Source organism: Aeromicrobium fastidiosum (assembly GCF_017876595.1).
In the GTDB taxonomy this organism is placed as follows: domain Bacteria; phylum Actinomycetota; class Actinomycetes; order Propionibacteriales; family Nocardioidaceae; genus Aeromicrobium; species Aeromicrobium fastidiosum.
In genome coordinates this window covers 3601970-3618900 of the sequence record NZ_JAGIOG010000001.1, presented here as the reverse complement: position 1 = coordinate 3618900, position 16931 = coordinate 3601970, and the positions used below count along the sequence as shown (strand labels likewise).

Genomic DNA, 16931 nt, shown 5'->3' with positions numbered 1-16931 from the left:
TACGTTGAAGGCATGGAGCACAGATACCTCGGCAACAGCGGTCTCAAGATCTCGGAGATCGCGTACGGCAACTGGCTGACCCACGGTTCGCAGGTCGAGGAGGACGCCGCGACGGCCTGCGTGCGGCAGGCGCTCGACGAGGGCATCACGACGTTCGACACCGCCGACGTCTACGCCAACACGCGAGCCGAGTCGGTGCTGGGACGGGCGCTCGCCGGTGAGCGTCGGGAGTCGCTCGAGATCTTCACCAAGGTCTATTGGCCGACCGGACCCGGCGGTCCCAACGACTCCGGCCTGTCTCGCAAGCACATCATGGAGTCGATCAACGGTTCCTTGACCCGCCTGCAGACCGACTACGTCGACCTCTACCAGGCGCACCGCTTCGACGTCGAGACGCCGCTCGAGGAGACGATGCAGGCCTTCGCCGACGTCGTCCGGTCGGGCAAGGCGCTCTACATCGGCGTCTCGGAGTGGACCGCCGACCAGATCCGCCAGGGCCAGCAGCTCGCCCACCAGCTGGGCTTCTCGCTCATCTCCAGCCAGCCGCAGTACTCGATGCTGTGGCGTGTCATCGAGGACGAGGTCGTCCCCGCGAGCCAGGAGCTGGGCCTCGGCCAGATTGTCTGGTCGCCCATCGCCCAGGGCGTCCTCACCGGCAAGTACAAGCCGGGCCAGGCCGCCCCCGAGGGGTCGCGTGCGACCGACGAGTCGGGTGGCTCGCAGAACATCAGCCGCTGGCTGCGCGACGACGTGCTCGAGGCCGTCGCCCGGCTCGAGCCGGTCGCGGCCGACGCGGGTCTCTCGATGGCCCAGCTCGCGGTCGCCTGGGTGCTCAACCGGCCCAACATCTCGGCCGCGATCATCGGTGCCTCGCGCCCCGAGCAGGTCACCGACAACGTCAAGGCGTCCGGCGTCACGCTCGACGCCGACGTCATGGCGGCGATCGACGATGCGCTCGGCGACGTGGTGGTGCGCGATGCGTCGCGGACCGCCCAGCAGACGCCCGAGACCCGGCCGACGTGACCGTCCTGAGCGACGTCGTCGCCGTTCTCGACGGTCTCTACGACCCCCGCTGGGCCGACGACTGGGACTCCGTCGGCACCGTCGCGGGCGACCCCGACCAGCCCGTGACCAAGGTGCTGCTCGCGGTCGACCCCGTGGCGGCTGTCGTCGACGAGGCGGTCGCGTGGGGTGCCGACCTCGTCGTCGTGCACCACCCACTCTGGCTGAAGGGCGTCACCTCCGTCGCGGCCGACACGCCCAAGGGCCGGGTCGTGCACACGCTCATCAGCCACGGCATCGCCCTGCACACGTGTCACACCAACGCCGACTGTCCACCGCTCGGCGTCTCGGAGTCGATGGCGTTCGCGCTGGGCGTCGAGGACGTCCGTCCGCTCGAGCCCGACGACGCGCCCGACCGCGGCAGCGGACGCATCGGCACGCTGTCGTCGCCCGTCACGCTCGACGCGTTCGCGCGGCGGGTCGCCAGTAGCCTGCCCTCGCACCACAGCGCCGTCCGCATCGCCGGCGACCCCGACCGGATGATCCAGACCGTCGCCCTGTGCGGAGGCTCGGGCGACTTCCTGCTGGCAACCGCGCAGGCTGCCGGAGCGGACGTCTACGTGACGTCCGACCTACGTCACCACCCCGTCAGCGAGCACCTCGAGCAGCCCGATCCGTGCGCCGTGATCGACGTGCCGCACTGGTCGGCGGAGTGGACGTGGCTGCCCGTCGCGGCGGCTGCCCTGACGTCGGCCCTGCCCGGCATCGAGACGAAGGTGTCGACGATCGTGACCGATCCGTGGACCGCGCACCTGCCCGGTACGGTGTCAGTGTGAAAGCCGACCCCACCGCCCAGGCCACGCTGCTCGAGCTGCAGGCCCAGGACGCCCTCCTCGCCCAGCTGCAGCACCGCAGGAACACGCTCCCCGAGCTCGCCGAGATCGCGACGCTCGAGGCCCGGGCCAAGGAGCTCGACGGCCAGCGCATCGAGCACGACACCGCGGCGTCCGACCTGTCCCGCGCGCAGAAGAAGGCCGATGCCGAGGTCGAGCTGGTCAAGACCCGTCGCGCGCGCGACGAGGAGCGGCTCAACTCCGGTGCCGTCAGCAACCCGAAGGACCTCGCGAGCCTGCAGCACGAGCTGGTGGCGCTCGAGCGCCGCATCGGCACGCTCGAGGACGACGAGCTCGAGATCATGGAGGCCCTCGAGGAGGCGCAGGCACGGCTCGCCAACGTGCAGGGCGACCTCACCGCGGTGAGGTCCGAGCTCGACCAGAAGATCGACGCGCGTGATGCCGCGATCGCGGTGCTCGACCAGCAGGCCGCCGAGGCACAGGCCGAGCGCGGCACCGTCGTCGTCGGCGTCCCCGCCGACCTGATCGCTCTGTACGACAAGCTCCGCAGCCAGTACGGCACCGGCGCAGCAGCACTGCGCGCCCGCCGTTGCGAGGGGTGCCGGCTCGAGATCAACGGCGCCGACCTGCGCGAGCTCGCGGCCCTGCCCGAGGACGAGGTGCTGCGGTGCCCCGAGTGCAGCCGCATCCTGGTGCGCACGCCCGAGTCGGGGCTGTGACCTCTCGGGTCATCCTCGAGGCGGACGGTGGGTCACGGGGCAACCCCGGGCCCGCGTCGTACGGTGCCCTGATCCGTGACGCCGACACCGGCGAGGTCATCGCGGAGCGCGGCGAGACGATCGGCGTCGCGACCAACAACGTCGCCGAGTACGGCGGCCTGATCGCGGGCCTCAAGCTGTACGCCGAGCACACGCCGGGTGCGCAGCTCGAGGTGCGGATGGACTCCAAGCTCGTCGTCGAGCAGATGGCCGGACGCTGGAAGATCAAGCACCCGAGCATGATCCCTCTCGCGCAGCAGGCCCGTGAGCTGGCACCGGCCGGGACGACGTGGACGTGGGTGCCGCGTGAGCGCAACCGTGACGCCGACGCTCTCGCCAACGCCGCCCTCGACAGCCAGCGCGACGGAGGGTCGGGACTCGTGACGGGCGGGAGGGCTGTGGCGACGCCTGCTGCTCCGAAGCCTGCTGCGTCTGGCTGGGGCGGTGCCCAGGCCGGTGCCGCCACGACGTTCGTCCTGCTGCGCCACGGCGTCACGACAGCGACCGAGCGCAAGGCGTTCAGCGGCAGCGGGTCGGCCAACGATCCCGAGCTCACCGAGGCGGGGCAGGAGCAGGCTCGACGTGCCGCAGCCTGGCTGGTCGAGCACGGCGACATCGACGCTGTCGTCGCCTCGCCGATGCGGCGCACGCGCGAGACTGCGGCGGTCGTCGCCGACGCCCTCGACCTGCCGGTCGAGATCGAGCATGGCGTCATCGAGACGGCGTTCGGTGACTGGGACGGCTACACCTTCGCCGAGATCCAGGAGCGCTGGGGCGACGAGCTGACGGCCTGGCTGGCGTCGAGTGACGTCGCACCGCCGGGCGGAGAGGCGATGGACACGGTCTACGAGCGGGTCTCCGAGGCGCGCGACCGGTTGCTGGAGACGTACGCCGGTCAGACGGTGCTGGTGGTCAGCCACGTGACGCCGATCAAGATGCTCGTACGCCTGGCGCTCGAAGCGCCCATGAACGTCATCTACAAGATGGAGCTGTCGCCCGCCTCGATCACCACGATCACCTGGTGGCCCGACGGACCTGCGTCGCTGCGCAACTTCAACGTCGTCCCCTGAACCCCGACCCTCAGGTGTGGGCGACCTCGTCGACGATGACGTCGAGGCGGGTACCGGCACGCTCAACCGTCCACCCGAGATGGGCCAGCGCCTGCTGCAGCTCGTCGACGGTGCGCAGATCGGCACCGGCCTCGAGCAGCCCGCGCACGATGCGTCCCTTCGTGGCCTTGTTGAAGTGGCTGACGACCTTGCGCTGGCCGTTGTGCTCGTGCAGCACCCGCATCGTGGCCGTGCGATCGGCGAGCTGGACGGGCGGCTTGCCGAGCGCTGCGTAGGTGCCTGAGCGCAGGTCGACCAGCAGGCCGTCGCCGGTGGCCTCGGCGAGCGCGCGGGGCAGAGGAGTGCGCCAGCGTCCGGCGACGGTGCCAAGGCGGGGGAGCGTCACGGTTCCCGAGAGCCGGTAGGCGGGGATCAGGTCACTGGGACGCAGCAACCCGAACAGTGCGCTGGCGATCGCCAGGGACTCGTCGGCGCGCTGCCGCGATTCCGGGTCGAGGCTGCCGAGGTCGAGCGCGCCGAACAGCACGCCGGTGTAGACCTCGTCGGCGCGGGCCGTCGGCTCGTCCATCAGCACCGCATTGGTCGCGACGGCGTCCGCCTGGGTGGGGCCGAGGCCCAGCACGTCGGCCGCGCGGCCCGGGTTGCCGTTGCAGAGCTTGACGAGCGTGCGGACGAGCTGCTCGCGCACCGGGGTGAGCCGGTCGAACGAGAGCGCGTCGAGGTCGAGCGGGGCTCCGTCGACCGGCCGGGTCTTGCCTTCGGACGGGGGGAGCAGGATCAGCACCCGACGACCCTATCCGGGGTGTCCGTCACCAGATGACGGACGTCCATGCCCACAGCACGAGTGTGCACACCACGACCAGTGCGGGTGTCGTGGCGATGCCGAGGAGGTGGAACTCGCGCAGCGTCGAGACGGTCCGTCCGCCCGACTTGCGCCACAGGATGTTGGCGAGCGAGCCGATGAGGGTGAGGTTGGCGCCGACGTTGACGCCGACCAGCAGGGCCAGCACGGCGGCGGGACCGGCGGCCTCGGCAGCAGGCAGCAGCAGCAGCGTCGCGGGCAGGTTGTTGACCAGGTTGGCCACGACCATGGCGATCAGGGCCACGGCGAGCAGCGACCACACCCCGACCCCGGAGGGGAGCGCGTCGGTGAGCCGGTCGCCGAGGGGAGTGGTGCCGATGAACGACACCGCGAACGCCCACGCGAGGATCACGGCGGCCAGGGGCAGGTTGGCGGCCTCCAGGAGCTCGCGCCACGTCGACTGCCGACGTGCGAGCGCCCGGCTGGCGAGGACGATCGCACCGACCGTCGCGGGCATCCACGGCGTCAGCCCGCTGCCCAGGCCGATGAGCACCGCCACGACCACCACGACGGGGACGAGCGGCACGGGCTCGACGGCGTCCGGGACGGGCGATGGATCGCGCAGCTCGGACCTGAACCACAGGCGCAGTACGACCAGCTCGGCGACGACCGCCACGACCCACACCGGCAGCATCGCCCAGGTGAACCCCACGAACGTGAGCCCGGTCGCGCTGAAGGCCAGCAGGTTGGTGAGGTTGGAGACCGGCAGCAGCGTGGAGCCGGAGTTGGCGAGGCGGACGGACGCGAAGGCGTACGAGCGGCGTGCTGACGCGGCGATCAGCACCGGCGTGAGCAGCACCACGGTGGCGTCGAGGCTCAGCGCCGCGGTGACGAGGGCTGCCACGCCGACGGCGTAGACCAGCAGCCGCCGGCTCGATCCGCGGGCACCGCGGGCGACCCGGCCGCCCAACGAGGTGAACAGTCCTTCGTCCGCACAGGCCTGCGCCAGGACGGTCATCGCCACGAGGAATCCGATGATCTCCGCGAGGGAGCCGAGGTCGTGCGTCACGGGCAGAACCTACCGGACGGGTGGGAGGTAGGATCGGCGACGCGAATGAGTCGGCCGGGCGGCCGCGGCATCCTGCAAGGGGTGTCGAGGAAAGTCCGGACTCCACAGAGCAACGGTGGTGGCTAACGGCCACCCACGGCGACGTGCGGGACAGTGCCACAGAAATCAGACCGCCAGCGGCCGCCGCTCCTCGGAGCAGCGGTGCGGGTAAGGGTGAAACGGTGAGGTAAGAGCTCACCAGCGCTCCGGGTGACCGGGGCGGCTAGGTAAACCCCACCGGGAGCAAGACCAAGAGAGTCGCGTGGCGCTTCGGCGGTGCACGGCTTGCGCTGACGGGCTGCTCGTCCGATGTCAGCGGGTAGGTTGCACGAGGCGTCCAGCAATGGGCGTCCCAGATGGATGGTCGCCCACGACAGGATCCGGCTTACAGGCCGGCTCATTCGCCCTTCTTGAGCTCCTCGGCCAGCATGACGATGATGCCGCTGGGGCCGCGCACGTAGGTGAGCTTGTAGATGTCCTGGTAGGTCGCCACCCCGCGCAGCGGATGGCAGCCGTGTCGGGCAGCGATCGCCAGTGCCTCGTCGATGTCGTCGACCGAGAAGGCCACGCGGTGCATGCCGATCTGGTTCGGCTGGGTGGGCTCGGTCTCGATCGCGACGGGGTGGATGTACTCGAAGAGCTCGATGACGCCGTTGCCGTCGGGTGTCTGCAGCATCGCGATGTTCGCGTGGTTGCCGTCGAGACCGACGGCGGTGTCGGTCCACTCGCCACCGACCGTGTCGCGGCCGAGGACGGACAGGCCGAGGTCGGTGAAGAAGGCGATCGTTGCCTCGAGGTCGCGCACGGCGATCCCGACGTTCTCCAGCTTGATGGGCATGGAGGCACGGTAGCGCGACCGCGGCCATCGTCAGGCGGCTTTGGGTCTGGTGGTCCAGTGCAGGAGGCCGTGGCCCTTGTAGGTGTGGTGTCTTCGACACAGTGGCCCGAGGTTGTCACCCCGGGTGGGTCCTTCAGGCCAGGGTTCTCGATGATCCATGTCGCATCGTTCGGCCGGGACCATGCAGCCGGGCCCTTGGCAGGTTCCGTAGAGGAATCTGAGGGCGATGTTGAGGACGTCGGGCGCGAACCGGCCCACGTATTCGTGAGCGAGGACGTCGTCGCCGACCGGGTCGACGATGATGCGGTGCCAGAACGTGGACCCGGACGCGATCACCGCTGCGATCCACGCAGCCGGCACCCCCCAGGTGCCGTCGGTGGATTCCGCGAACCCGGGATTCGCGCCGGCCAGGACGTCGGCGTCGATGGTCACGCCGATGTTCGCGTCGATGACACCTTCGGCGGCGTCTGATCCCAGGAGCCACGCGACCACGAGGTCTGCTTCGCGCTGCGCCACGGTCCGCTCATCGTCCGGGTCGGCGGGTCGGCGTGCTTCTTTGCGGAGCCGGTCGGCGATGGCGGCGAGCTCGTGCGAGGCCAGGTAAGCACCGAGCCATCCCATCGAGTCGTCCCCGTGCTGGACCGACACGTGCCGCTTGGCCCGCTCATCCTCGGCACGTTCGACAGCCAGGTCGGCCTCAACGCGTCGGACGAACCGCTTCAACCAGGCCCGCAGCTCAGCGACGGTGTGAGTCTCGGCGTACTCGACAACCCGGGCGTCGAGGCGGTGGACGGACTCGGCCCGCTTGAGCTGACTGATCGTGTGCCCGATCTCCCGCACCCTGGCCAGGTCGATACGCCCGTCGGTGAAGGCGTTCCAGGTGGTGGGTGAGTGGTCGCGGACGGTGTCGGAGAACGACAGCCGGTGCTGCACCTGCCCCTCGGATAGTCCCGTCGCCTCACCAATGGCCAGGGCGATCGCACCACGCTCGACCAGCCGCCGCATCGGCGACTCCACCAGCGCGATCCGCTCCATCTCCGCGTCACGGAACTCCAGCATCGCCACCACCGAACGCGCCTCGGCACGTGCCTGCTCACGCACGACGTCGGTCAAGACGTCGATCGGAACAGCTGCGTTGGTGGCCATACATCCAACCTAGACGCCACCACCGACACGTCCTTTTGGCTGCGATAGCAGCCGGGACTGCCCAGCCTTTGGTTGACACCAATGGTTGACAGTTTTCAGGCCGCGTCAGCGGCCATATGAGTGGTCTCAAACTCGATCGGCGTGAGCTTCCCGAGGCCTCGCTGGCGACGCTTTCGGTGGTACTTCGTCTCGATCCAGGTCACCATCGCCAGACGCAGCTCCTCGCGGGTCTGCCACCGCTGAGTGTTCAGCACGTTCTTCTGCAGCAGCGAGAAAAAGCTCTCCATCGCGGCGTTGTCCCCGCACGCTCCGACCCGGCCCATCGACCCGACCAGGCCGTGAGACTTGAGGACACGGACGAACTTCTCGGAACGAAATTGACTGCCGCGGTCAGAGTGAACGATCGTGCCGGCCGGGTCTCGCAGAGCGATCGCGTTACGCAGCGCCGAGACCGCCAGCGACGCCATCATCCGCGAGTCGATCGAGTACCCGACGATCCGCCCCGAGTAGCAGTCCTTGATCGCGCACAAGTAGAGCTTGCCCTCGCCCGTGTGGTGCTCGGTGATGTCGGTGAGCCACTTCTCGTTCGGCCTGCTCGCGGTGAAGTCGCGCCTCGGGCGGCCGTGGTGGTCGACGGTTGCGAGCAGGTCGTCGTGAACGGGCGGCCCGGCTTTGCGGTTCAGGCCACGCTTCTTGGAGTGGATCGAGAAGATCCCCTGCATCGAGCACAGCCGCCACACACGGTTCTCAGACGCGGTAAAACCCTGGTCTGCGAGCTAGTCGGCGATGAAGCGATACCCGAACCCCGGGTCCTCGGCATGAGCATCGAACACGGCGTTGATCAGGTGCGCGTCGTCCCAGTCACGCTGACAGAACGGCTCAGCCAGCCACTGGTAATAGCCTTGCCGGCTCAACTTGAGAACCCCACACGCCACCGCGACCGGCACCCTGATCGGGGCGCCGGTCGCGGCCATCTCGCGAACGAGTGGGAAGACTATTTTCCCGGCAGATTGGCCTGGGACAGATACGCCGCCGCCCGGCGCAGGACCTCGTTCTCCTGCTCAAGCAGCCGGATCCGCTTGCGCGCCTCCCGCAGCTCGACGCCCTCAGCGGCAGGGACACCAGGACGCTTGCCGTCCTCGATATCGGCCAGCTTCAGCCACCGTTGAAGACACGACTCGGAGACACCGAAGTCCTTCGCGACCTGAGCGATTGACGCCTCGCCCTTGCGGGCGACCGCGACCACGTCATTGCGGAACTCGATGGGAAATGCTTTCGGCACGTGAACATCCTTCCAGCAAGGATCGAAATCCTCACAAGTCAGATGTCAACCGAACTCTGGGCAGTCCCGACCTTGCGATTGTAGTCGTCCACGACCCGCTTGTTCTGGGCCGTGACCTTCCGATTGTAGTCGTCGACCGCCTTCTTGTTCGCGCGGTTGACACGGTCGACTTCCTGCTTGAACTTCTGCTCGGCGCGCCGCTGCGCCGCCCTGATCTGCGCGTTGATCTGGCTCGCGCTCGGGTTCGCCACGGGCCCTCAGCCCCTCGGCGGGTAGGGGTCGTTGCCGTACGAGTCGCGGTCGCGGATCTGCCCGTCACGGCCGTGGACGTACAGCTCAGTGCTCTCCCGGCGAGCGGTCTCGCGGCCGGCCGTGGTGGCGTCGGCCTGGGTGTCGTGGACCGAGGACGCCCGTTCGGCGTTGTCCCGGATCACGTTCCAGCGGCCGTCGTCTCGTCGCGTGATGTGCACGCCCTTGTTCTTCGCCATACTGTTCTTCTCCTTTTGATCAACCCATCTGGGTTCGAACGCCTTCTGGCGCTCGGCGACCGGTGGTCGCAAAGCGAGGTGGTGAGGTTCCTGGCTTCAGGGTGCCCGCAAGCACCGACACATCTCGTGAGCGGTCACGAGACCTGTCGGTGCTTGCGTTTCCGCGCCCGGCGCCTCAGGCGGCGAGGCGCTTGTGCTTGTGGCGCTTGACGCGGAACCCGATGCGTCGCCACGGGTACGGCAAGAGCATCTGCTCGAACAGAGCCGGTTCGACGTTGTAGTAGTCGTACAGGCCGCCGCTCTGGAACGCGACGCGCATCGTGCGGGTTGCGGGGTCGTACCCGACCGCGGCGACGTTGGTTGAGATGACCGTTTCCATGTCCATCTTTCCTCCTTCCTTATGCATTGCTGTTGTGGGTGGGGCGGCTGGTCACTGCGTGATGTGACCAGCCGCCCCGAGCGTCACTTCTCGTTGCGGACGCCCTTGTGCTGGTTGTTGCTGACGTTCATGATTCGACCCGTCGCGGTGTCGCGCTTGACCCACGTCGTGCCGGACTTGAACTCGCTGCGGCCCTTGACCGCCCCGACGCGGTGGCCGCGTCCCGTGTTCTTCGCCATCCCGATTCACCTCCATTCTGAGAGCCACCGCCGAGGTTCGCGGTGCCCTCTCAGTAGGTAGTCGAGGCAGGTCTGGCGATGTTTAGCGACATTCGTCGCACTTGCCGTCCTCGAGGAGGTGCGGTAGGTATTGGAGGCCGCAGGGGCCTGCGCAGCGGTTCTCATTCTTCGCGCGGCGTTGACACGGGCAGAGACCGCATTCGGGGCAGTACGGGCCGTCGCAGGTCTGGCAGGGGTAGCCGCGGACGTTCTGGGTGCGTCCACAGCAGTTGAGTTCGCGTTCAGGACGTTGGTCAAAATCACGCGTAGTAGCCGGGTGGAACACCTCGGCGTCCCAGAGGTCGGTGTCGGCGAGGATCGCGATCGTGCGGCGGGCATCGGCGCGCGCATCGAGGTAGAAGTCGGCACGCGTGCCCCACGGTGTTGCCCAGAACGACTTCCGGGTTGTCGTTGCGTCCGGGCCAAGGTTCTGAAGCGGGTGGCCGGCCGGAACACGTTGGTTGGGCCACGGATGTACGACGGGCCAACCCTGTACTGGGTGTGGTTGAACGCTTGCGTACGTGACCGTCTCTGAAACTCGGTCGGTGACGACGATAGCGCCAACTCCAGGGAGTCGGGTGGCGAGCGCGATGACACAGACGGGGAGACTTGCATTCGTTGCAGTTACGAGGTCGGTCACGTGGTGTGCTCGGAGGGGGCCAGAGCCGATGACGTTGTCGATGACGTCACCGGGCACCAACAGTCGTGCGGCAATCCGGTCGCAGAGGGTCTCGAGGACGGCTGCGGTTTCGTCCTGGTCGGCGAGCCAATCAAGGACGTTGTCGTTGTCGACGACGAGCCGGTGACCAAGCTCGTGCGCGAGGGTGAAGTTCTCTCGCCGGTTTCCGGTCGCCGCGTACAAGATGACGTCATCCTGAAGGAACGAAACGCCGTCGCATGTGCCGCCGTCGTCACGTCGTTGCAGGTGGTCCACAGCCTTGACCTTGATGCCGAGCCGTTGGGTCAGAGTATGGAGCGGAGCGGAAGCGAACTCGGTGCGCATCGAAGCATCCAGGCCTGCGAGGGCCTCCTCGACGCATGTGTCCAAGTTCGTCACGCCCGGCTCCTCAATCGGACTCGAGAGCTTCGACCAGCGCCTCAACCGAGGCAAGCATCTGCTCGGCATTCGGCTGGTCACCACGGTGAACTGTGACGAGCATCCGGGACTCAAGCGCAGACGCAGCCATCCTGACCGTCATCCCTTGAGCTCGGGCAAAGCGTTCAACCAAACCCTGGAAAGCCGAGGAGCTAGCAACCGTGGCGGCGGTCGATACGGCAATGTCGCCGACGCCACGGCCTTCGTCACGCCCGTGCGACGCCCCGGCAAGTAGGTCAGGGTCAGTACGCAGAATCTCGGCAACTGCCCTGACGAGTGCTGGCGGCACATTCGCCGCGGTCCGTGTTTCCCACCCAAAGACATCGCCTGCGGTGACGTTCCAACCTTCGCGAACCAAGGCTGCAGCGAGCGTTGTCGGCTTTTGACCTGCCTTCGCTCGCGCGCGCTTGAGTGCCGTTGAGTCCATTTGGTAACCGGCGTCGGGAACCAGGCCTAGTGCCGCAGCAATCGGGTCATCACGAAGTGCCGGGGCACCGTGGGCGTCTTCCCACAACAGGTCCGCTACGGCGAGCGCCCTCACCGCATCTGCTCGGTCAATCTCCGGCAATGCGTTGAGCGCTCGTTCGCGCTCCTCTCCTGGCGGCAACTGAAGGAGCCGCTCGAGAGGTTCGTACTCGTTGTTTTGGGTCATGGATTCACCCCCTTCTGTGTTCAAGTTTGGCTGCTAGTTGGGCAAAGGCAGCCTTTTTGATTTGGCTGATTCGGCCCGGCGTCAGGCCGAGCGCGTCAGCAATCTGGGCCTGAGTCTGTTCCAGGTAGAACATCCGGTTCAGAACTTCACGGTGGTCGGCGGGAAGATCGCCAACCGCGTCCCGCACTTCCGTGATGATTTCGGACCGTTCGGTCGCAGCGACGAACTCACTCTCGACATCGACTTGCGACGCCGCCTCGAAGCGACCGACCACGTCGTCGAGGTCAAACCCGGTGTGCTTCACCTCGGCCGACTTGATGACGTCGATCGCACGACGCTTCACCGTCGTGACCAACAGAGCCGCCCAGCTCTTCACCCCGTTCGGCGGTGTGCGCCACAACGCAAAAACCGAGCTCTGCACCACATCTTGCGCCTGGCTCTCAAGCCCAGCACTACGGAGCGTGGTCGCTGCTATCCGGTGCAACATGTCCCGGTTTTCCAGATACGCGGCGCGAAGACCAGGGGCCTTCGCCCACCGAGCGTCGTCGTCCGGACCGTCGTCCGGATCGTCACCACTGCTGGTACTCGAAGCCACTTCTCACCCCGGCTGTCGTCCCGCCTCGCCGCGCACGCCACAACGAGGTACCTCTGTGCCGTTGTCGAGGCAGGGTCAGAAGTGTTTAGTTACATCATTCTTGCCTACGAAGATCTCCCTGCGAGTGCGACGGACCGATCGCACCAGCAGGGGCTTTCGGCCTGAACGCCGTCGCCCTCGCTGCATGCCGTACCGCGGCCGAGGCCAAGCATCATTCTGGGCGGAATGACCAATGGATTCATCCTGCAGGCCCACGGCGACCGATCGACGACCACCGGGTCTGTGCATCGCCCAAACTCATCCCGAGCGGCGCGACCCCGCATCAGAGTTTGCCGTGCTCGTCCCATGGGTAATGTCACTAGAGGCCCCTCGTGCAGAGGTGAGGCCACCCCACTGATCGTCAAGCCAGGAGGCTTCATGAGCGTGCCCACCATCGCCCTCAACAACGGTGTCGAGATCCCGCAGCTCGGATTCGGCGTCTTCCAGATCGACCCCGACGAGACCAAGGACGCGACGCTGCAGGCGTTCGAGGTCGGCTACCGCCACATTGACACCGCGCAGATGTACGGCAACGAGAAGGGCGTCGGCGAGGCCATCGCCGAGTCGGGCATCGCGCGTGACGAGATCTTCGTGACGAGCAAGCTCAACAACGGCTTCCACGCGCACGACGACGCCCTCAAGGCGTTCGACGGGACGCTCGAGAAGCTCGGCCTCGACCAGATCGACCTGTTCCTGATCCACTGGCCGCTGCCCGGCATCGACGTCGACTTCGTCGAGACCTGGAAGGCCTTCGAGGAGATCTACGCCTCGGGTCGCGCCCGTTCGATCGGCGTCTCGAACTTCCAGCCCAAGCACATCCGTCGCCTGGTGCAGGAGACGAACGTCGTCCCCGCCGTCAACCAGATCGAGGTGCACCCGTTCCTGGTGCAGGACGAGCTGCGCGCGGTCAACACCGAGCACAACATCGCCACCGAGGCCTGGTCGCCCATCGCCCAGGGCCTCGTGCTCGACAACCCCGTCATCGGCGGCATCGCCACCGAGCACGGCAAGACGCCGGCTCAGGTCGTGCTGCGCTGGCACGTGCAGCGCGGCGACATCGTGTTCCCGAAGTCGGTGACGCGCGGCCGCATCGAGGAGAACTTCGAGATCTTCGACTTCGAGCTGTCCGACTCCGAGGTCGGCTTCATCACGGCGCTCAACAAGGACGAGCGCACGGGTCCCAACCCCGACGAGTTCAACTACATCCCCGACTGATCCAGCCGGTGAGCGTCAACCGGCGAGGGTCAGGATCTCCGCGCCCTCGCCGGTGACGAGCAGGGTGTGCTCGAACTGGGCCGTCCGCGACCCGTCACGGGTCGTGGCGGTCCAGCCGTCGTCCCAGAGGTCGTAGTCGATGCCGCCGAGCGTCAGCATCGGCTCGATCGTGAACGTCATCCCCGGCTGGATGACCGTGTCGTACGACGGGTCGTCGTAGTGCGGGATGACGAGCCCGTCGTGGAACGCCGGTCCGACGCCATGGCCCGTGAAGTCACGCACGACGCCGTAGCCGAAGCGCTTGGCGTAGGTCTCGATGACGCGCCCGATGACGTTGATCTCGCGGCCCGGCTTGACCGCCCGGATGGCCCGCATCGTCGCCTCGTGCGTGCGCTCGACCAGCAGTCGCGACTCCTGGTCGACGTCGCCGACGAGATAGGTCTTGTTGGTGTCGCCGTGCACGTCGTCGATGTAGGCCGTGATGTCGATGTTGACGATGTCGCCGTCCTCGAGCGGACGGTCGTCGGGGATGCCGTGACAGATGACCTCGTTGACGCTGCTGCACAGGGACTTGGGGTAGCCGCGGTAGCCCAGCGTCGACGGGTACGCGCCGTGGTCGAGCAGGAACTCATGGCCGACGCGGTCGAGCTCGTCGGTCGTGACACCGGGTGCGATCGCGGCCTCGACGGCGTCGAGCGCCTGGGCGGCGATGCGACCCGCGACGCGCATCGCGGCGATGATCTCAGGGGAGCGGACCGACGGCCCTCGATAGGGCAGCGGCGCGACCTGCCCGACGTACTCGGGGCGGTCGATCGAGGAGGGCACGGCGCGTTCGGGGGATACCCGGCCGGCGGTCAGGAGGGTCACCGGGCGAGTTTAGTGGCAGCGACCCAGACCATCCTGGTGCAGGATGGACGGCATGAGCGAAGGCAAGTTCTACTACTGCACGAAGCACAAGACCGTCGAGGGCGAAGAGGGCTGTCGCGCCGCCGATCGTCTGGGCCCCTACGACACCGCCGAGGAGGCCGCCCACGCGCTGGAGATCGCCGCCGAGCGCACCAAGTCGTGGGACAACGATCCCGACTGGAACGACGAGCCCCCGAAGGACGCGTGAGCGGGACGCTCCGGGCCCGACGCCGTCGCAGGAGCCGCAGGGGCGGCCTCCAGCTCGAGCGATCAGGCCCGTGGATCGGCGTCGTCGGCCTCTTGGTGCTGCTGTGGCTGGCCTTCTCGACGATGGTCTACGCGCCGTGGTGGGGCGTCGTCCTCCACGTGCTCGTGCTGGTGCCGGTCGCCGTCTGGACGACGCGGTGGGCGCGCAGCCGTCCGGCGGCGTCGACGTTCGTGCCGCTGGCCGGGCTGCCCGCCCTGGCGATCGTCACGGCCCTCGGCGTCGGCCTCGGCGGCTGGAGCGCCTGACCCCGCGATGTGTGACGGCTTGCACCGATGCTGTCTCCAGACCGGTGCAACCCGTCACACATCGCGCGGACGGGACGCGGAGGGGCTCAGCTCTCGAACGAGTGCTCCGCCGCCGGGAACGCGCCACCCTTGACGTCCGACACGTACTCCTGGGCGGCGCCGAGCATGACGGAGTGCAGGTCGGCGTACTTCTTGACGAACCGCGGCACGCGGCCGGTGTTGATGCCGAGCATGTCGGTCCACACCAGCACCTGGGCGTCGCAGTCGACGCCCGCGCCGATGCCGACGGTCGGGATGCGCAGCGCCTCGGTGACGGCCTTCGCGGCCGGCGCTGGCACCATCTCCATGACGATCGCGAACGCTCCCGCGGCCTCGAGCGCCTGAGCCTCCTCGATCAGCCGGGCGGCGCCGTCCCCGCGTCCCTGCACGCGGTAGCCGCCGAGGTTGTGCTCGGCCTGCGGCGTGAAGCCGATGTGCGCGCACACGGGGATGCCGGCGTCGGTCAGCAGCTTGACCTGCGGGGCCATCGCGATGCCGCCCTCGAGCTTGACCGCGTGGGCTCCGGCCTCCTTCATGAACCGGACGGCGGTGTGGAACGCCTGCTCGGGGGAGCCCTGGTACGACCCGAACGGCAGGTCGGCCAGCACGAGTGCGTGCTTCGCCGATCGCGACACGGCGCGCACGAGCGGGATGAGCTCGTCGACCGTGACGGGCAGCGACGTCTCGTTGCCGAACACGTTGTTGGACGCCGAGTCGCCGACCAGCAGCACCTCGACCCCGGCCTCGTCGAAGATGCCGGCGGTGAACTGCTCGTACGCCGTGAGCATCGTCCACTTCTCGCTGCGGTCCTTCATCTGCTGCAGCGTGTGGGTGCGGATGCGCTTGCGTGGTGTCGCGGCAGCGGCGGGTCCGCCGCCGTAGGGCGCGGTCTCTTCGGGGGTGGCGTCAGCCATGGTGGTTCTCCTGTTCGTCTCACAGCCCGGGTGCGGGTCCATGGATGCCTCCAGCGTGGCACATCACGGCGCGCAGGCCACCGAGTGTGAAGCACTTCACGGCGGCGCTCGCCTTCAGGCGGGACGCCGGGCGATCCAGAGCTGGCGCTCGGCGCTGACCCGGAGATCGGGCCGATGACGGACGTCGTCGGCTCCGCCGTCGAGCAGGGCGTCGTAGGCCCGCAGCTCGCCGGCCGCGAGACGATCCACGACGGCTCCTCGGATGCGGGCGAGGCCCAGGACGGCGAGACGCCGTGCGGCCTCCGGGACGGGGGAGGTGAGGTCGACCGTGACGGCTCGGTGCTGCTCGACGATCAGGCCCGCTGTCGTCAGCCGGGCACCCCAGTCGCTGCCCATCGCGGGCATGTCGTGGGCGCGGTCGGCGGCCAGCAGCTGATGGGCGCGAGCTTCGGCCGCTCCGCCGGGCGTCCCGTCGGGCACGAACCGCGGGAAGCCGTCGAGCTCCATGACGGTCAGCAGCCCCCCGGGGCGGATGGTCGGCACGAGGGCGGCCAAGGTGCGATCGGGGTCGGCGAGGTGGTGCAACGACGCCGATGCCCAGGCCAGGTCGACGGCGTCGACATCGGGGACGGACGCGTCGAGGTCGGCCGAGAGGGTCGTGACGCGTCCTGACAGCCCCATCTGCTCCGCTCGTCGTCGCAGGTGAGCCAACATCTCGTCGGAGGCGTCGACCGCGACGGCGTGGGCGTCCCCGAAGTGGCCGAGCAGTCCGAAGGTCCCGGTTCCCGTGCCGGCACCGAGGTCGGCTATCGACCTGACGGGCCCGTCGGCGAGGCCTTCGATATCGGCGTAGACACCCTGCAGGGCTGCGGCGAAGATCTCGGCGTCGAGGTCGAGCATCTCGGCGAGGTAGGTGGGCTGGGTGTGGTGCGCGTGGTCGTGGGGCATGGAGTCAGC

At 68.1% G+C, this 16931-nt stretch carries 21 protein-coding genes, 1 other RNA gene and 1 pseudogene; 8 read left to right on the top strand and 15 right to left on the bottom strand.

All coding sequences use genetic code 11. From position 1 onward, the window contains the following. Nucleotides 1-12: 12 nt before the first annotated feature. Genes JOF40_RS18010 through JOF40_RS17995 form a run of 4 tightly spaced genes read left to right on the top strand, consistent with a single transcriptional unit; the run spans nucleotide 13 to nucleotide 3684 of the window. A complete protein-coding gene (locus JOF40_RS18010; protein WP_129182422.1) occupies nucleotides 13-1023 on the top strand; it encodes an aldo/keto reductase family protein in 1011 nt (336 codons plus the stop codon). Next, nucleotides 1020-1838, top strand: coding sequence for a Nif3-like dinuclear metal center hexameric protein (locus JOF40_RS18005; RefSeq protein ID WP_129182420.1), 819 nt, complete (start codon nucleotides 1020-1022; stop codon nucleotides 1836-1838). The genes JOF40_RS18010 and JOF40_RS18005 overlap by 4 nt, the downstream gene beginning before the upstream one ends. Continuing rightward, nucleotides 1835-2575, top strand: coding sequence for a zinc ribbon domain-containing protein (locus tag JOF40_RS18000; protein ID WP_129182418.1), 741 nt, complete (start codon nucleotides 1835-1837; stop codon nucleotides 2573-2575). The genes JOF40_RS18005 and JOF40_RS18000 overlap by 4 nt, the downstream gene beginning before the upstream one ends. Next, on the top strand, nucleotides 2572-3684 hold the full coding sequence (locus tag JOF40_RS17995; protein WP_129182416.1) for a bifunctional RNase H/acid phosphatase: 1113 nt from the start codon (nucleotides 2572-2574) through the stop codon (nucleotides 3682-3684). The genes JOF40_RS18000 and JOF40_RS17995 overlap by 4 nt, the downstream gene beginning before the upstream one ends. Nucleotides 3685-3694: 10 nt before the next feature. On the opposite strand, the gene JOF40_RS17990 is transcribed toward JOF40_RS17995, so the two are convergent. Then, a complete protein-coding gene (locus JOF40_RS17990) occupies nucleotides 3695-4468 on the bottom strand; it encodes a YaaA family protein (protein WP_129182414.1) in 774 nt (257 codons plus the stop codon). Between the two features lie 25 nt (nucleotides 4469-4493). Next, the gene (locus tag JOF40_RS17985; RefSeq protein WP_129182412.1) at nucleotides 4494-5555 is read right to left on the bottom strand and encodes an SLC13 family permease; all 1062 of its coding nucleotides are present in this window, start codon (nucleotides 5553-5555) and stop codon (nucleotides 4494-4496) included. Nucleotides 5556-5601: 46 nt separating this feature from the next. Between JOF40_RS17985 and rnpB the strand changes: the two genes are divergently transcribed. Continuing rightward, nucleotides 5602-5998, top strand: an RNA gene (rnpB, locus tag JOF40_RS17980) — RNase P RNA component class A. Here rnpB and JOF40_RS17975 read toward each other — a convergent pair. From JOF40_RS17975 to JOF40_RS17930, 10 genes and pseudogenes are all read right to left on the bottom strand, one after another. Then, entirely contained in the window at nucleotides 5992-6432 is a 441-nt protein-coding gene (locus JOF40_RS17975; protein WP_129182410.1) for a VOC family protein, read from the bottom strand. The two genes, rnpB and JOF40_RS17975, sit on opposite strands and share 7 nt — an antisense overlap. A 30-nt stretch (nucleotides 6433-6462) precedes the next feature. Further along, the gene (locus JOF40_RS17970) at nucleotides 6463-7578 is read right to left on the bottom strand and encodes an HNH endonuclease signature motif containing protein (RefSeq protein ID WP_129182408.1); all 1116 of its coding nucleotides are present in this window, start codon (nucleotides 7576-7578) and stop codon (nucleotides 6463-6465) included. Nucleotides 7579-7673: 95 nt separating this feature from the next. After that, nucleotides 7674-8860: pseudogene (locus JOF40_RS17965) on the bottom strand (IS3 family transposase). A gap of 38 nt (nucleotides 8861-8898) precedes the next feature. Then, a complete protein-coding gene (locus JOF40_RS17960; protein WP_129182406.1) occupies nucleotides 8899-9111 on the bottom strand; it encodes a hypothetical protein in 213 nt (70 codons plus the stop codon). A gap of 6 nt (nucleotides 9112-9117) precedes the next feature. Beyond that, nucleotides 9118-9348 carry a DUF2188 domain-containing protein gene (locus tag JOF40_RS17955; RefSeq protein WP_129182404.1) on the bottom strand — a complete coding sequence of 77 codons (231 nt, stop codon included), beginning with the start codon at nucleotides 9346-9348 and terminating at the stop codon, nucleotides 9118-9120. 175 nt (nucleotides 9349-9523) lie between these two features. Further along, nucleotides 9524-9733, bottom strand: coding sequence for a KTSC domain-containing protein (locus tag JOF40_RS17950; protein WP_188111775.1), 210 nt, complete (start codon nucleotides 9731-9733; stop codon nucleotides 9524-9526). Nucleotides 9734-9810: 77 nt separating this feature from the next. Then, a complete protein-coding gene (locus tag JOF40_RS17945; RefSeq protein WP_188111776.1) occupies nucleotides 9811-9966 on the bottom strand; it encodes a hypothetical protein in 156 nt (51 codons plus the stop codon). 82 nt (nucleotides 9967-10048) lie between these two features. Further along, nucleotides 10049-11062, bottom strand: coding sequence for an ImmA/IrrE family metallo-endopeptidase (locus JOF40_RS17940; RefSeq protein ID WP_188111777.1), 1014 nt, complete (start codon nucleotides 11060-11062; stop codon nucleotides 10049-10051). Between the two features lie 10 nt (nucleotides 11063-11072). Continuing rightward, entirely contained in the window at nucleotides 11073-11753 is a 681-nt protein-coding gene (locus tag JOF40_RS17935; RefSeq protein WP_129182398.1) for a hypothetical protein, read from the bottom strand. Between the two features lie 4 nt (nucleotides 11754-11757). Then, nucleotides 11758-12348, bottom strand: a complete 591-nt coding sequence (locus tag JOF40_RS17930) for a sigma-70 family RNA polymerase sigma factor (protein WP_129182397.1) — start codon at nucleotides 12346-12348, stop codon at nucleotides 11758-11760. Nucleotides 12349-12765: 417 nt separating this feature from the next. On the opposite strand from JOF40_RS17930, the gene JOF40_RS17925 reads away from it, so the two are divergent. Further along, complete coding sequence (locus tag JOF40_RS17925) at nucleotides 12766-13602, top strand: aldo/keto reductase (protein WP_129182395.1); 837 nt, start codon at nucleotides 12766-12768, stop codon at nucleotides 13600-13602. A gap of 15 nt (nucleotides 13603-13617) precedes the next feature. Here JOF40_RS17925 and map read toward each other — a convergent pair whose 3' ends face one another. Continuing rightward, entirely contained in the window at nucleotides 13618-14469 is an 852-nt protein-coding gene (map, locus tag JOF40_RS17920; RefSeq protein WP_129182393.1) for a type I methionyl aminopeptidase, read from the bottom strand. Between the two features lie 52 nt (nucleotides 14470-14521). Here map and JOF40_RS17915 point away from each other — a divergent pair, with 52 nt between their 5' ends. Then, nucleotides 14522-14716: a hypothetical protein gene (locus JOF40_RS17915; RefSeq protein ID WP_209674698.1), complete on the top strand. Its 195-nt coding sequence runs from the start codon at nucleotides 14522-14524 to the stop codon at nucleotides 14714-14716. Next, nucleotides 14713-15021, top strand: coding sequence for a hypothetical protein (locus JOF40_RS17910; RefSeq protein WP_129182389.1), 309 nt, complete (start codon nucleotides 14713-14715; stop codon nucleotides 15019-15021). The genes JOF40_RS17915 and JOF40_RS17910 overlap by 4 nt, the downstream gene beginning before the upstream one ends. Before the next feature lie 86 nt (nucleotides 15022-15107). On the opposite strand, the gene panB is transcribed toward JOF40_RS17910, so the two are convergent. Together panB and JOF40_RS17900 are read right to left on the bottom strand one after the other, a co-directional pair. Then, nucleotides 15108-15974, bottom strand: a complete 867-nt coding sequence (panB, locus tag JOF40_RS17905; protein ID WP_129182387.1) for a 3-methyl-2-oxobutanoate hydroxymethyltransferase — start codon at nucleotides 15972-15974, stop codon at nucleotides 15108-15110. A gap of 114 nt (nucleotides 15975-16088) precedes the next feature. Beyond that, nucleotides 16089-16922 carry a class I SAM-dependent methyltransferase gene (locus JOF40_RS17900; protein ID WP_129182385.1) on the bottom strand — a complete coding sequence of 278 codons (834 nt, stop codon included), beginning with the start codon at nucleotides 16920-16922 and terminating at the stop codon, nucleotides 16089-16091. Between the last annotated feature and the right edge of the window lie 9 nt (nucleotides 16923-16931).

What these genes read in the sequence shown, in the direction of transcription:
- JOF40_RS17970 (WP_129182408.1), bottom strand. Translation starts at nt 7,578, where the DNA reads ATGGCCACCAACGCAGCTGTTCCGATCGACGTCTTGACCGACGTCGTG.
- JOF40_RS18010 (WP_129182422.1), top strand. Translation starts at nt 13, where the DNA reads ATGGAGCACAGATACCTCGGCAACAGCGGTCTCAAGATCTCGGAGATC.
- JOF40_RS17945 (WP_188111776.1), bottom strand. Translation starts at nt 9,966, where the DNA reads ATGGCGAAGAACACGGGACGCGGCCACCGCGTCGGGGCGGTCAAGGGC.
- JOF40_RS17955 (WP_129182404.1), bottom strand. Translation starts at nt 9,348, where the DNA reads ATGGCGAAGAACAAGGGCGTGCACATCACGCGACGAGACGACGGCCGC.
- JOF40_RS17915 (WP_209674698.1), top strand. Translation starts at nt 14,522, where the DNA reads ATGAGCGAAGGCAAGTTCTACTACTGCACGAAGCACAAGACCGTCGAG.
- JOF40_RS17935 (WP_129182398.1), bottom strand. Translation starts at nt 11,753, where the DNA reads ATGACCCAAAACAACGAGTACGAACCTCTCGAGCGGCTCCTTCAGTTG.
- JOF40_RS17950 (WP_188111775.1), bottom strand. Translation starts at nt 9,733, where the DNA reads ATGGACATGGAAACGGTCATCTCAACCAACGTCGCCGCGGTCGGGTAC.
- panB (WP_129182387.1), bottom strand. Translation starts at nt 15,974, where the DNA reads ATGGCTGACGCCACCCCCGAAGAGACCGCGCCCTACGGCGGCGGACCC.
- JOF40_RS17975 (WP_129182410.1), bottom strand. Translation starts at nt 6,432, where the DNA reads ATGCCCATCAAGCTGGAGAACGTCGGGATCGCCGTGCGCGACCTCGAG.
- JOF40_RS17900 (WP_129182385.1), bottom strand. Translation starts at nt 16,922, where the DNA reads ATGCCCCACGACCACGCGCACCACACCCAGCCCACCTACCTCGCCGAG.
- JOF40_RS17925 (WP_129182395.1), top strand. Translation starts at nt 12,766, where the DNA reads ATGAGCGTGCCCACCATCGCCCTCAACAACGGTGTCGAGATCCCGCAG.